Here is a 12,829-nt window from a genome sequence, read left to right as displayed (position 1 = left end):
CCCCGTCCTGATTCCAGCCTGCAGGCACGCGCTGGCTGCGGTGCGCAGTGCCTCGCCCTGCGATGAACCCGCGTGCAGCGGTTCGCGGTTTTGCCGCCCTGGCGGACACCAATCCGGCGCCCGGGATGGAATGCTGAACCCGTTTTTTGCTATAGCACAAGGTTTTGCCGTCAAACCCACGGCATCCTTGTGTGTTTTCCCATTTTTACTGGAGGTTTCACCAATATGACTATTAAAGTCGGTATCAATGGCTTTGGCCGTATCGGCCGCATGGTGTTCCGTGCTGCAGTTCAGAATTTCCCCGAAATCGAAATTGTGGGCATCAACGACTTGCTGGAACCCGAGTACCTGGCCTACATGCTGAAGCATGACTCGGTACATGGCCGTTTCAAGGGTGAAGTTTCTGTCGAAGGCAATACGCTGATCGTCAACGGCAAAAAAATTCGTCTGTCCGCGGTCAAGAACCCGGCCGAGCTGAAGTGGGACGAAATCGGCGCCGAAGTTGTCGTCGAATCGACCGGTCTGTTCCTGACCAAGGAAACCGCGACCCCCCACCTGACGGCGGGTGCCAAGAAAGTGGTGCTGAGCGCGCCGTCCAAGGATGACACTCCGATGTTCGTCTATGGTGTGAACCATCAGACCTATGCCGGCGAAGACATCGTTTCGAACGCCTCGTGCACCACCAACTGTCTCGCTCCGCTGGCCAAGGTCATCAACGATACCTTCGGCATCAAGCGTGGCCTGATGACCACCGTTCACGCTGCCACCGCCACCCAGAAAACGGTTGACGGCCCGTCCAACAAAGACTGGCGCGGTGGCCGCGGCATCCTGGAAAACATCATCCCGTCGTCCACTGGTGCCGCCAAGGCCGTCGGCAAGGTGATTCCGGAACTGAACAAGAAGCTGACCGGCATGGCGATCCGTGTTCCGACTTCGGACGTGTCCGTTGTCGACCTGACCGTCGAACTGGAAAAAGAAGCGACTTACGAGCAAATCTGCGCCGCCGTCAAGGCTGCGTCGGAAGGCCCGATGAAGGGTGTTCTGGGCTACACCACCGACAAGGTCGTCTCCACCGACTTCCGTGGCGAAGTCTGCACCTCGGTGTTTGATGCAACCGCGGGCCTGGCCCTGGACAGTACCTTTGTCAAGCTGATCGCTTGGTACGATAACGAAATGGGCTATTCCAACAAAGTTCTGGAAATGGTTCGCGTCGTCGCCAAGAAATAAGCGCTTTGCACGTGACGAAAAGGCGGCTTCGGCTGCCTTTTTTTATTTCGGTGCGTCGTCGTTGCTTGCGCCGGACGCCGCGCGGCTGTGGCTAGCCGCTGCCATGCCCTGCGCGCCGGTTTCCTGAGCGCGGGCGCGCCTGGCCGGGACGGGGAGGGTGGCTCCGGGTTGTGCCCCGTTTCGGGGGCTTGCGATGGCGGTGCGGGCCGCCCTGCTTTAAAACGGCGCATCGTTGCATCATGGGAAAAGACAGTTTATGATTGCGTTTGCGGCCGATCCGGTGCATAGTCTGCCCCAGCGATCTTCAAGTCGTGTTGTTGTTGTCTGGTTCAGTACCCGCTCTACGCGGTATTTCTCCCTTCATCATCCTGCCGTCTTGACCATCGCCCCGGATTTCGGTTGGGGCCCGGCCCCTGGCAAATCGTAGGTTTCGGGAATTGCGGGTTGCGGTGACGGATGATGTCGCGCGCATGCTCGGCGTCGGGAGAGTGGCCACGCCGGACAAGACCGATGCCGATTGCTCTGCCTGTTTTCCTCCCCGGGCGCGTCCCAGGCCACGTTTGTTGCCGATGGCTGTCAGTGGCGCGCATGGGGAAATCGCAAGCCACACGCGGGCGCGGCATATGATCGCGTCACTTACGAACACGCCCGGTATGTGCTGGGTTATTTATTACCTGAGGTAAGGCCATGGCCAAAGAAGAACTTCTCGAACTGGATGGCGTTGTAGACGAAGTGCTGCCCGATTCCCGATTCCTTGTCACTCTGGATAACGGCCACAAGCTGGTCGCGTACAGCGCAGGCAAAATGCGCAAGCACCATATCCGCATCATCGCAGGCGACCGCGTTTCGCTGGAAATCTCGCCCTACGATCTGAGCAAGGGGCGCATCACCTTCCGTCACATCCTCAATCGTCCGCCGGTTTCGCACAACAACAATCCCCGTCGTCGCGGTTGAACCGATTGCATTGCCCCGGCCCACGTTGTACCGCGGGCCGGATGCAGGGAGGGATCAGCGCGCCTCGGCTTTGCCGCCGTACGGTGCGAGCCGGTTACGGCTATCCCTCTTCGTCCCGCATACCCGTCTTTCTTGCTTTTTCTTCAGATCCCGTTTTCCCCCGCTTGCTTCTGCCGTGCCTTGCGCCAGCCCGCCAGCTCTCCCAGTCGTAACGTTTCCGGCAGCGCGTCGTGCTTGCCCTGACCCACGCGCTGCGAGCGGTAGATCCCGCTGTGTCCCGAAAAAAGATAGCTGATCACGCATGCGACGGCGGCGTAGACGCCGGCCTGAGCACCGAACAGCTCCATGGCCATCAGCGTTGAGGCGACCGGTGTGTTGGATGCCCCGGCAAACACGGCGACAAAGCCGATCCCGGCCAGCGCGGGTATGGGCAGATGCAGCAGTGGCGCAAGGGCGTTACCCAGGGTGGCGCCTATATAGAACAAAGGGGTGACCTCGCCGCCCTTGAAGCCACTGCCCAGCGACGTCACCGAAAATGCGAACTTCCCCAGGAAGTCGTACCACGGGAGCGGATGCTGAAACGCGGCGCTGATGGTCGGAATGCCGAGGCCGATATAACGATCGGCGGCAAAGTACAGGCTCGCTGCCGCCACAAGGGCGCCGCCAAGGAAGGGGCGCAGCGGCGCGTAGCGAATGTGACGGCGCAACAGCCCGGCCAGGGCATGTGTCATCTCGGCGAAAGCCTTGCCGGTCAGGCCGAATGCGGCACCGGCCACCACGAGCGCGGCAAAGACCTGGAGCGAGAGCCGGGGGAAGAAAGGGACGGTGTAGACCGTATGCTGCGCTCCCCATAGCAGGCCGACCTGGTCGGCCACGATGGCGGCCGTGATGCAGGGCAGGATGGCGTCGTAACGCAACCGGCCGATGGCCAGGACTTCCAGTCCGAAGATCGCTCCCGCGAGCGGGGTGCCGAAAACCGATGCGAAACCGGCGCTGATGCCGGCCATCAGCAGGATACGACGGTCGTCATCGTCGAGGCGGCATGCCTGTGTGAGTTGATCGGCCAGTGCGCCGCCCATCTGGACTGCCGTGCCTTCGCGTCCGACCGAGGCGCCGAAGAGGTGGGACAACACGGTGGCGCCCAGGATCAGCGGGGCCATGCGCAGCGGAATCACTTTCTTCGGATCGTGAATCTCGTCGATGAGCAGATTGTTGCCGCCCTCTACCGTTTGTCCGATCCTCAGGTAGATCCAGCCGACCACGAAGCCGACGCAGGGGAGCAAGGCGCACAACCAGGGCCAGTGCCGGCGCAGCCGGGTCGCCTCGTCGAGCGAGATCAGCAGCAAGGCGGAGGCGGAGCCGGACAGGATGGCGACGGCGCTCCCCAGCAGCAGCCATTTGAGCAGGTGTGGCAGGGTGGAAAAAGGTTCTGAAAAAGAGTTCATGCGTATCCAGGTCGTTGATGGAAAAGCGGACCTGAAACGACGGGACGAGCTGCATGGCCGCACTTTCCCGCAGAGTCAGGGATCAATGCAGGCATCATCAGCCCCACGGGCGGTTTGGCAGCGGAGGTATGCCATCTCCGGAGGGGCTACTCTACCATGATAGCTCCGCCCTGTCTCGCATCGAGCGGGGCGGTACGCGGCAATGCGCTTGCCGTGCGAATGCCGCGGGTATCGGGTGGCGCTTACAAGTGGCGGGACAGGAACTCAAGCGTCCGCCCTTGCGCCAGCGCCGCAGCGCTCTGCTTGTACATTGGCCGTCCCCAGCAGTTGAAGCCATGGCCTGTGTCGGCGTAGTCGTGGAATATCGCGTTGCTTCGACCGGCGAAAGCGGCCTCTATTTCGTGTACCGCCTGCCGGGAGATATGGCTGTCGTCCATGGCGTGGTGGAAGAGAACGGGCTGCGTGATGCGCGCCGCGAGGTCCAGATGCCCGGCGATGCCGCCGCCGTAGTAACTTACGATGGCATCGGCCTGGCCGATGGCGCCGGCGCGGAAGGCGAGCTGGCCCCCGAGGCAGAAACCGAGCGTGGCGACTTTCTCGCCGACATGGGGCAGGCCGCGCAGGGTTGCGATCGCGCTGGCCACATCGGCGGCCGCGCGTGCGGTATCGACCTGTTGCATCAGCTCGAAGGCGCGTGCCGAACCTTCCGTGTCGTACTCCAGCTCGACGCGCGGCTGCTGCCGCCAGAAGACATCGGGCGCCAGGACGACATAGCCTGACAGTGCGTATTGTTCCGCCACCGCGCGGATGTGTTCGTTGACTCCCCATATTTCCTGCACCAGTACGATGCCCGGCCCGGATCCCGTGGGTGGAAGCGTCAGATAGGCGGAAAACGTTTCGCCTTCCAGGGTGCGGACGTCGATCCAGCTTGCGTGCATGGTCATCTCCTGATTGAAATCCGGCATGGCGGCCGGCGGGAAACAAAGGGACGGGCGCCGCAAACCGGTGTGCTCGCGTGCGCCAGATCGTGCCATCCTCCCTGCTTTTGACTGCGGCGACAAGGCTTGGCTGCTGCCGCAAGCCCCGGCTCTGGTATAGTGGGCTATCGCTCAAGGGAGGAATCATGGTTCTTTCGGTGCTGGTCGCAAATCCCAAGGGGGGGAGCGGCAAATCCACATTGGCCACCAATCTGGCTGCCTACTATGCCGGGACCGGGCGCAAGGTCATGCTGGGAGACGTCGATCGCCAGCAGTCGTCACTGGGCTGGCTGGGCGCGCGCCCGCCGGAATTGCCCCCTATCGCAGGCTGGGAAGTGAACCCGGGCGAGCCGGCGCATCCGCCCAAAGGGACCGATGTCGTGGTGCTCGACAGTGCGGCGGGCCTGCATGGCAAGAAACTGGCGGCGTTGCTCGAACGCGTCGACCGCGTTCTGGTTCCGATTCAGCCGTCGCCGTTCGATATGTGGGCTAGCGAGACTTTTTTTCAGCAGTTGCTGGAAGAAAAAACCGTGCGCAAGAACCGGGTTTTTCTCGGGGTGATCGGCATGCGCGTCGATGCGCGCACGCGCTCGGCACGGCAGCTGGAAGCGTTTTTGGCCGGCTTCGACATTCCCGTTCTCGGCTGGTTGCGCGATACCCAGGCTTATGTGCAGGCCGCCAGCGAGGGCATGGGCCTGTTCGATCTGCCTGCCTCACGCTCTGCGCGCGACCGTGAAGCCTGGCAGCCGATCTTGCAATGGCTGGGCGAAGAAGCGCCGCACTGGTGCGACAAATAGGCCTACCCCTGTCGGCTGCGAAATGTTTTTGCTTTACCTGAAAACAATTTCTTGACGTTGCCAATTTGCTGGCGTAATGTGAATTCGTAAGTGCGTGCGGGCCCATCGAGGCGCCGCGGGGACACTGTAAACGGGAGCCGGCAACGGCTCCCGTTTTATTTGGGGCCCCCGTATTTTTCGAATGATATTTTTTTAGGAATACACGCATGATTCGCAACGAACTCAACTACGGCGACGTTTATCTCATTCCGCGCAAGACCGTCGTCGACAGCCGCAAGGAATGCGATACCTCGGTACAGTTCGGGCCTCGTCGCTTCGATATCCCGCTCTATCCGGCCAATATGAAGAGTGTGGTCGATGCCGATGCCTGCGAAATGTTCGCACGGCGCGGCTGGTTCTACACCATGCATCGTTTTAGCGGCGACATCGTCCGCTTTGTTGCCGACATGCAACAGCGAGGCCTGTTTGCCTCGATCAGCGCCGGCGTCAATGATGACAGTCGCGCTCAGATGCAGGCCCTGCTCGACGCCGGTTTGAGCCCTGAATACATCACGCTGGATATTGCCAACGCCTGGTGCGTCAAGGCCGAGCGCATGATCGCCTATCTGCGCGAGCGCTTTCCCGCCAGCTTTATCATCGGCGGCAATGTTGCCACCGGCCCCGCCGCCCGCGATCTCGAGTCCTGGGGGTGCGATGCGATCAAAGTCGGCATCGCAGGCGGGCGCGTCTGTATCACCAAGAACAAAACCGGTTTCCATCGCCCGATGGTGTCGACGGTGCTGGAGTGCGCCGCCGCCGTAAAGGTACCGGTGGTCGCCGATGGCGGCGTAGTCGAACATGGCGACATCGCGAAGGCGATCGCGTGCGGCGCGACCATGGTGATGGCCGGGTCGCTGTTCGCCGGTTACGACGAATCGGCGGGCGAAATCGTCGAAATCGGCGGCAAGCACTACAAGGAATACTTCGGCAGTGCCTCGCAGTTCAACAAGGGCGCCTACGTCAACGTCGAAGGCAAGAAAATCCTGGTCGAATACAAGGGCAGCATCGGCAAGCTGCTGACAGAACTGCGCGAAGACCTGCAATCGTCGATCAGTTATGCCGGCGGGCGCGATCTATCCGCGCTGCGCGATGTCGAACTGATCCGCGTCGAGCGCTGAGACCCGGCGCGGGGCTCTGAAGCGGCAGCTCAGCCGTAGCGGCGCGCGGCTTCGATGGCCAGGCCGCTGCCTATGCTGCCGAATAGATTGCCCTCGACGTGGCGCGCGCCGGGCAGGATGTCGGCGATGCGCTGGCGCAGCAGGGGCACGCCGCTGGAACCCCCGGTAAAAAATACGGTATCGATTCCGGTCGCACTCAGGCCGGCATCGGCGATCAGGCGCCTGACCGTGAGCTCGACCTGTCCGGTCAGCCCGAGAATCGCCTCTTCGAAACTCGCGCGGTCTATGTCGGCGCCGAGCCCGGTTTCCACATCGTCCAGTTCCAGGCGCGTGCTGTCGCAGCTGGACAGTGCGATCTTGGCCTGCTCCACTTCGATCGCCAGCCTGTGTCCGAGCTTCTGCCGGATCAGGCTGAACAAGCGATCGACTTTCTCCGGTTCCCGTGCGTCGCGGTATACATCCTGCAACTCCATCCAGACTTTGCGCGTATAGGCGAAGTTGATGGTGTGCCACGTCGCCAGGTTGAAATAGTAGCCCGACGGCATCTCTGCGTTGTTGCGCAGCCGGCTGCGGTAGCCGAGCAGCGGCATGGCGCCGGCCAGACTCAGTTGCTTGTCGAAATCCGTCCCGCCGATGTGGATGCCGCCGTTGGCCAGGATGTCGTCGCGCCGATCGTCGAGATGGCGCCGCTCGGGGGCCAGGCGCACCAGCGAGAAGTCGGAGGTGCCGCCGCCGATGTCGACGATCAGTACTTTTTCCTCGCGCGCGATGCGCGATTCGTAGTCGAAAGCCGCTGCGATCGGTTCGAACTGAAACGAGACGTCCTTGAAGCCGACCTGCATGGCGATAGCGCGCAGGGTGTCCTCGGCCTGGCTGTCGCGTTCCGGGTTGTCATCGACGAAATAAACCGGTCGTCCGAATACCGCTTGCGAGAAGTCGCGCCCGCCCTGCGCTTCTGCGCGTTCCTTCAGGCTGCGGATAAACACGGTCAGAAGCTCGCGAAACGGGAGCGCGCGACCCTGTATTTCGGTCTGGGCATCGATCAGATTCGAACCGAGCAGGCTCTTGAGCGAGCGCATCAGCCGGCCTTCGTAGCCGTCCAGGTATTCGCCCAGCGCGCGGCGGCCAAAACTGCAGCCTTCTTCCTCGTAGTTGAAAAACACGACGGACGGCAGCGTGATATGGCCATCTTCCAGCGGCAGCAAGGTTTCCATGCCTGGCCGCAACCACCCCACTGTCGAGTTGGAGGTGCCGAAATCGATGCCGCAGGCGCGTGCCTGAGTCATGGTGGTCATGGAGTCTCCTGAAAAATGCGAGGCGCGATAGTACGACGTTCCCCGGGCCGAGAAAAGTCCCTTGAGGGAATTAGGGAGTACAAATTCAGAATTGTCCTATAGATGGTCATTGTCTTACTCGTCACAATCCACGGTCTCGGCTTGAACCTGCCCTGTGCCGGGGTATATCTGCCTGGCGGACAGCGTGCCGCTTTTAAGCATTTGTCCTGAGCCGCAAGGGTGCATCCCATCCTATAGTGGACATCAGGGCGGGTGTAACAGGTAATCGGGGAGGACTGGAGGGCGGTTCCGATGTGGCGGCTTGTGATTTGCGACGACCATCCCTTGGTCGCGCGCGCGCTGGAAGCAGCGCTGGAGGATTTTCCCGAGTTCCGGGTCGTGGGCAGTGCTGTATCGGGGCATGCTCTGATCGACTTGCTGCGACACGTGGATTGCGATTTGATTGTTCTCGATTATGCCATGCCGGGAGAATTCGACGGCGTGGCGTTGATCGCGTATCTGCGTCGCGTATTCCCCGCCATCCCCATTCTGGTGCTGTCGGGGCAGGCGTCGCCGGCGCTGGTTCAGCGTTGCTTGCGGGCCGGTGCTGCCGGGTTCGCGCGCAAGAGTCAGAATATTCCGCTTCTGATTCAGGCAATGTCCCGGGTCGTGCGGGGCATGTCGCATGTCGATAATGGCTTGAGCGCCGATGCGATCGTCCCTCTCGATGAGGCCCTGGCCAGACTTTCGGTACGCGAGATGGCCGTGATACGGTTGTTGCTCTCGGGCAGCACCGTCAGCGGCATTGCCGATAAACTGCATAAGAGCATCAAGACGATCAGCACCCAGAAGCAATCCGCCTTTCGCAAGATGGGGATCAAAAACGATGTGCAACTGTATCAGCTCGCACATCTTCCCGCCGAGCCGGTGCGCTCGGGCAGCGGGGCCGAACCGTGACTCCTGAGCGGCCATCGCCGGATTTTCTGGCATTCAAACGCGCCACCCGCCTGCTCGGCCTGGGCGGCAAGATACTCTTGCTGTTGCTGCTGGCACTGGTGGCCTCGGTGCTGACCCTGACTTTCGAACGCAGCGAAGCGACGATCCATAACCGCATGCTGGTCGAGTTTGAAGCGACGCATGCCTTGATCGAACGTCTTGCGGTCGACTCGGTTTCCTATCTCAATCGCTCGGCTTTGTGGCTGAGAACCGGTCCGGGCACGCCGGTTTTTACACCGCGTTTGCGCGCGGACGGCGGTGATGGCGGATATCTGGCCGTCGACTTGCACGATTTCGATTTTTTGCGCGATTTCAGCGGTCGGGTCTGGCTGCGGCGGGCGGATGCCTCTTCCTTTGACAGCCTGTTTCCGCTGATCGGTCGCGCGATTACGCTCAATATGCTGGCGCGGAATAAATACGAGGGAACCAGCAATTTCTTTCCGAGTTTTTTCTTCGATGGCGACGGCCGCTTTTTTGCAAGCTACAAGCCGCCCGGCCACGAAGTTTCGCTGGCGCGCATGGAACTGATGTATCAGCGCATTCGCGAATACCGGCTCCATCACGCGCCAGACCCCGCCATCCAGTGGTTTCTGCCGTTTTCACAGTGTGACTGCCTGCTGGCGGTGAAGCCGGTTCTTTCGCCGCAAAGCGACGGCTACCTGGTCGAGATGTTTCCGCTCGAAGCGCTGCGATCCCTGTTTCCCACCACTGCGGCTTTTGCCCTGCACGATGGAAACGCCATCGTTTATGCTTCACCCGGTTTCGATCGTTCTATCGCTGTCGGCGCGACAGAGGAGGTCAGGACGCGCGAGCCGGTCCTCGTTCATAGCAAGGGCAGGCTGCTGCTGCGGCAAGAATTGCATGCCATGCCCTGGACGCTGTTGTACCAGCCCGCGCAGCAGGGGCGCCCCGCGCTGGAGAGCGGAATCATGCTGCTGCATGTGTTGCTCGCCGTCGTCGCGTGCGCATTGCTGCTGTGGGGCTATCGCCGCTTGCGCCAGGATCTGCTTTCGCCCGCCGTTTCCGCCCTGCTGACGCTGGGACGCTATCAGTCCCGCCTGGCCCAGACCAATACCAGCCTCGAGAAAGGACGGCGCCTGTTGCAGGAAGTTGCCGATCTCGCGCCATGCGGCCTGTACCGGGTGCTGTTGCGCGATGATCAGGGCGAGTTCACCTTTGTCAGTCACGGATTTTTGCGCCTGCTGCAACTGGATGCCGAGGCGCCGCCGTCGCTTGCCACTTTGCGTGCCCGCTTGACGCCGGACGCCAGCGACAACCGGCCGCTGCTGCGTTTGCTCCGCGGCGAAGTGCGCGAGGTGGCCGTTGAGCTGCCGAACGAGACCGAGCCGCGCTGGATCGAGGTCAAGGCGGTTTGCCAGCGCCTCGACGATGGCGTGCTGCAGGCGACGGGCATGTGGCTGGATGTCAGCGGCGAACGCAGGCGGCAGCAGTCGCTGGCTGCGGCGCGCGACCGCGCCGAGCAGGCCGACCGTGCGCGCGCCTTGTTCCTCGCGATGATGAGCCATGAAATCCGCACCCCGCTCAACGGCTTGATGGCGATGCTCGAACTTCTCGCGCAGAACGGCTCGCTCAACGAGCAGCAACGTCATTATCTCGACTTGATCGAGTCTTCCGGTGCGATTCTGCTGCATGTCATCAGCGATATCCTCGACTTCTCCCGTATCCAGAGTGGAAAGGTGACGCTGTCGCCCCAGCCCGGTGATGTGGTCGATCTGTTGCTGCGCGCGACGGAGTCCGCACGCGCCAGCATTGCGGTCAGCGGCAAACCCATCAGGATCGAGCTTGTGGTGCCTCAGGAGGAGCTGCCTCGCATCTGGGTCGATTCCCTGCGTCTCGCGCAGATCGTTGGCAACCTGCTGTCCAATGCGGTCAAATTCACGGAACAAGGGTTGATCGTCGTCGAGCTGTCGCTGACGACGGCAGGAGCGCATGCGCACGTGAGCATCCGGGTCAGGGACAGTGGTTGCGGCATTGCCCGCGAGTCACTGGAGACGCTATTCTCGCCATTCGTCCAGGTTGACTCGACACCGGCGCGGCGTCACGGCGGCACGGGGTTGGGACTGGCGATTTGCCAGGCTCTGGCGACACAGATGGGAGGGCGGATCGACGTCGAGAGCGAACCGGGGCAGGGCAGCTGTTTCACCGTCGAGCTCGAGTGCCCACTGGCCGGAGAGGAGGTTGCGCCGCAGGATGCCCGCCTCGACGAAGCCTCCATCGGCGCACGGACGGGGCCGGTGCTGGTGGTCGAGGATCACCCTTTGAACCGTGCCGTGCTCGAATCGCAGTTGGAGATGCTGGGCGTCGCACACGAGGTCGTTGACAGTGCGGGGGCGGCGCTGCGCCGGCTTGACTGCGGGAAGCCGGTTGCCCTTGTCTTGACCGACGTTTCGATGCCCGATGTCGATGGGCTGGAACTCACCCGTCGCATCCGCGCCAATCCGGCCACCGCCGCCATGCCTGTCGTCGCCATCTCGGCACATGCCTTTGCCAGCGACCGCGAGCAGGCGCTTGCCGCCGGCGTCGACGATTATCTGGTCAAGCCTGCCATGCTGGAATCCCTGCGCCGCGTGCTGCGGCGTTGGCGTCTGCCCGATGCGCCGCCCCAGGAGGCGGCGAGCCCGGATGAGCCGATGCTCGCCGGCTTGCTGCATATGTTCCGCGGCGACCGGCAGCGCATTGCGCAAGTGATCGTTGCCTTCCTGCGGGCTGATGCCGATGATTTGCACGCACTGCGTCAGGCGCTGGGTCGCGGCGACGGCCCGATGGCCAAGAGCATCGCGCATCGCATGGCGGGCGCGGCCCGTTATGTTCACGAAGGCTATGCCGCGGCCTTGCGCGCGCTTGAAGACGGGGTGGGGCGGCCGGGAGCGGAGGCCCGCCTCGAGCGTGTCGAAAGCGATTCGCGCGAACTGGCCTGTGCGTGCCGGCGGTATCTGACGGCCGATGAAGCGGCCCGCGGAGCGGGCGCGGCTAGTACCGACCGCCGCGGAAGACTATAAAGCAGGCAGATGCGCCGTCGGCGCCGTGCGGGGGGATGGAATGACCTGGATCGATGACGTACTGAAAAGCCTGTATGTGATGGCCTCGCTGGTTGAGGCGAGAGATCCATATACCGGGGGGCACCTGTGGCGGGTTTCGCAGTTCAGCCGCCTGCTGGCAGAAGAGGCCGGCCTGCCCGATGTCGACGTGGCGCGCGTCGCGCTCGGCGGCTTCATGCACGATCTGGGCAAAGTCGGCGTGCCCGATGCGATCCTGAACAAGCCCGATCGTTTGACCGACGAAGAGTACGCAATCGTAAAAACCCACCCCGAACTCGGAGAAAGGGTCTTGTCAGGTCATCCGCTCGCGGCGCTGGTTCGCTCTGCGGTGTTGTCGCATCATGAAATGCCAAACGGGCGTGGTTATCCGCATCAGCTGCAAGGCCCGGCGATTCCACTGGAAGCGCGTATCGTCGGCATCGCCGATGCCTTCGATGCCATGACCAGCACCCGTCCCTACCGCCGTGGCATGCCGCTTGCCAAGGGGCTCGACATTATCCGGGAGGCACTGGGGCAGCAGTTCGATCGCGAATGGGGCGAGCGCTTCATCGCGCTGGGCGAAGCGGGCGCGCTCGATGCCATCGTCGGGCACAGCGAGCCTGGCATACCCTTGCAGACGTGCCCCAATTGCGGCCCGACCATCGTGGTACGACGCCACCTCGAGACCGGCAGCCTCGTGTACTGCCGCTGTTGCGGGGCGGAAGCGACGCTGGATCGCCGCGGGGGCGCCATCGGGATCGAGCCGACCGGAAAACTGGGCTCGCCCTCGGCTTTGCAGCCCGATGTGGACGACGATCTGGTCTCCGAACTCGTCCACGACGTTCTCAGCCCGGGGTTGCGTGCCGCCATCCGGCCGCTGCTGGCGCCGTTGTCCGCCGGTGTCGCCGGGCCTGCCGTGCCGACGGCAAGCCGCTGGTGGCAGCGCCTGTTTTCCGTATCGTGA

10 protein-coding genes and 1 riboswitch are annotated in these 12,829 nt (G+C 62.5%); of the genes, 7 read left to right on the top strand and 3 right to left on the bottom strand.

Annotated features, from left to right (window positions below; all coding sequences use genetic code 11):
* Nucleotides 1-225: 225 nt before the first annotated feature.
* Both gap and infA read left to right on the top strand, forming a co-directional pair.
* Complete coding sequence (gene gap / locus G520_RS0103365; protein ID WP_028534424.1) at nt 226-1,227, top strand: type I glyceraldehyde-3-phosphate dehydrogenase; 1,002 nt, start codon at nt 226-228, stop codon at nt 1,225-1,227.
* Nucleotides 1,228-1,914: 687 nt separating this feature from the next.
* A complete protein-coding gene (gene infA, locus G520_RS0103360; protein ID WP_028534423.1) occupies nt 1,915-2,181 on the top strand; it encodes a translation initiation factor IF-1 in 267 nt (88 codons plus the stop codon).
* A gap of 143 nt (nt 2,182-2,324) precedes the next feature.
* Here infA and G520_RS0103355 read toward each other — a convergent pair whose 3' ends face one another.
* Nucleotides 2,325-3,626, bottom strand: a complete 1,302-nt coding sequence (locus tag G520_RS0103355) for a voltage-gated chloride channel family protein (RefSeq protein ID WP_028534422.1) — start codon at nt 3,624-3,626, stop codon at nt 2,325-2,327.
* Nucleotides 3,627-3,707: 81 nt separating this feature from the next.
* Nucleotides 3,708-3,774: riboswitch (Fluoride riboswitch) on the bottom strand.
* Nucleotides 3,775-3,868: 94 nt separating this feature from the next.
* A complete protein-coding gene (locus tag G520_RS0103350; RefSeq protein ID WP_028534421.1) occupies nt 3,869-4,564 on the bottom strand; it encodes a dienelactone hydrolase family protein in 696 nt (231 codons plus the stop codon).
* 185 nt (nt 4,565-4,749) lie between these two features.
* Here G520_RS0103350 and G520_RS0103345 point away from each other — a divergent pair, with 185 nt between their 5' ends.
* Nucleotides 4,750-5,400, top strand: coding sequence for a ParA family protein (locus G520_RS0103345; protein WP_028534420.1), 651 nt, complete (start codon nt 4,750-4,752; stop codon nt 5,398-5,400).
* Between the two features lie 206 nt (nt 5,401-5,606).
* Entirely contained in the window at nt 5,607-6,557 is a 951-nt protein-coding gene (locus tag G520_RS0103340) for a GMP reductase (protein WP_036665165.1), read from the top strand.
* Nucleotides 6,558-6,586: 29 nt separating this feature from the next.
* On the opposite strand, the gene G520_RS0103335 is transcribed toward G520_RS0103340, so the two are convergent.
* Complete coding sequence (locus G520_RS0103335) at nt 6,587-7,852, bottom strand: Hsp70 family protein (protein WP_028534418.1); 1,266 nt, start codon at nt 7,850-7,852, stop codon at nt 6,587-6,589.
* A 291-nt stretch (nt 7,853-8,143) separates the two neighbouring features.
* Here G520_RS0103335 and G520_RS21365 point away from each other — a divergent pair, with 291 nt between their 5' ends.
* From G520_RS21365 to G520_RS21355, 3 genes are read left to right on the top strand one after another with little or no spacing between them, the layout of a single operon-like run.
* Complete coding sequence (locus G520_RS21365; RefSeq protein WP_051228942.1) at nt 8,144-8,788, top strand: response regulator; 645 nt, start codon at nt 8,144-8,146, stop codon at nt 8,786-8,788.
* Nucleotides 8,785-11,847: an ATP-binding protein gene (locus G520_RS23850; RefSeq protein ID WP_051228939.1), complete on the top strand. Its 3,063-nt coding sequence runs from the start codon at nt 8,785-8,787 to the stop codon at nt 11,845-11,847. Before G520_RS21365 ends, G520_RS23850 begins: the two co-directional genes overlap by 4 nt.
* Nucleotides 11,848-11,887: 40 nt before the next feature.
* Nucleotides 11,888-12,829, top strand: coding sequence for an HD-GYP domain-containing protein (locus G520_RS21355; RefSeq protein WP_084637440.1), 942 nt, complete (start codon nt 11,888-11,890; stop codon nt 12,827-12,829).

This window comes from Paludibacterium yongneupense DSM 18731, from assembly GCF_000422925.1.
Taxonomy (GTDB): Bacteria; Pseudomonadota; Gammaproteobacteria; order Burkholderiales; family Chromobacteriaceae; genus Paludibacterium; species Paludibacterium yongneupense.
This window is presented reverse-complemented; position numbering and strand designations above follow the sequence as displayed.

Coding starts and splice junctions, on each gene's coding strand:
- G520_RS21365 (WP_051228942.1), top strand. CDS start 8,144: ATGTGGCGGCTTGTGATTTGCGACGACCATCCCTTGGTCGCGCGCGCG.
- G520_RS0103350 (WP_028534421.1), bottom strand. CDS start 4,564: ATGCACGCAAGCTGGATCGACGTCCGCACCCTGGAAGGCGAAACGTTT.
- G520_RS0103340 (WP_036665165.1), top strand. CDS start 5,607: ATGATTCGCAACGAACTCAACTACGGCGACGTTTATCTCATTCCGCGC.
- infA (WP_028534423.1), top strand. CDS start 1,915: ATGGCCAAAGAAGAACTTCTCGAACTGGATGGCGTTGTAGACGAAGTG.
- G520_RS21355 (WP_084637440.1), top strand. CDS start 11,888: ATGACCTGGATCGATGACGTACTGAAAAGCCTGTATGTGATGGCCTCG.
- G520_RS0103355 (WP_028534422.1), bottom strand. CDS start 3,626: ATGAACTCTTTTTCAGAACCTTTTTCCACCCTGCCACACCTGCTCAAA.
- gap (WP_028534424.1), top strand. CDS start 226: ATGACTATTAAAGTCGGTATCAATGGCTTTGGCCGTATCGGCCGCATG.
- G520_RS0103335 (WP_028534418.1), bottom strand. CDS start 7,852: ATGACCACCATGACTCAGGCACGCGCCTGCGGCATCGATTTCGGCACC.
- G520_RS0103345 (WP_028534420.1), top strand. CDS start 4,750: ATGGTTCTTTCGGTGCTGGTCGCAAATCCCAAGGGGGGGAGCGGCAAA.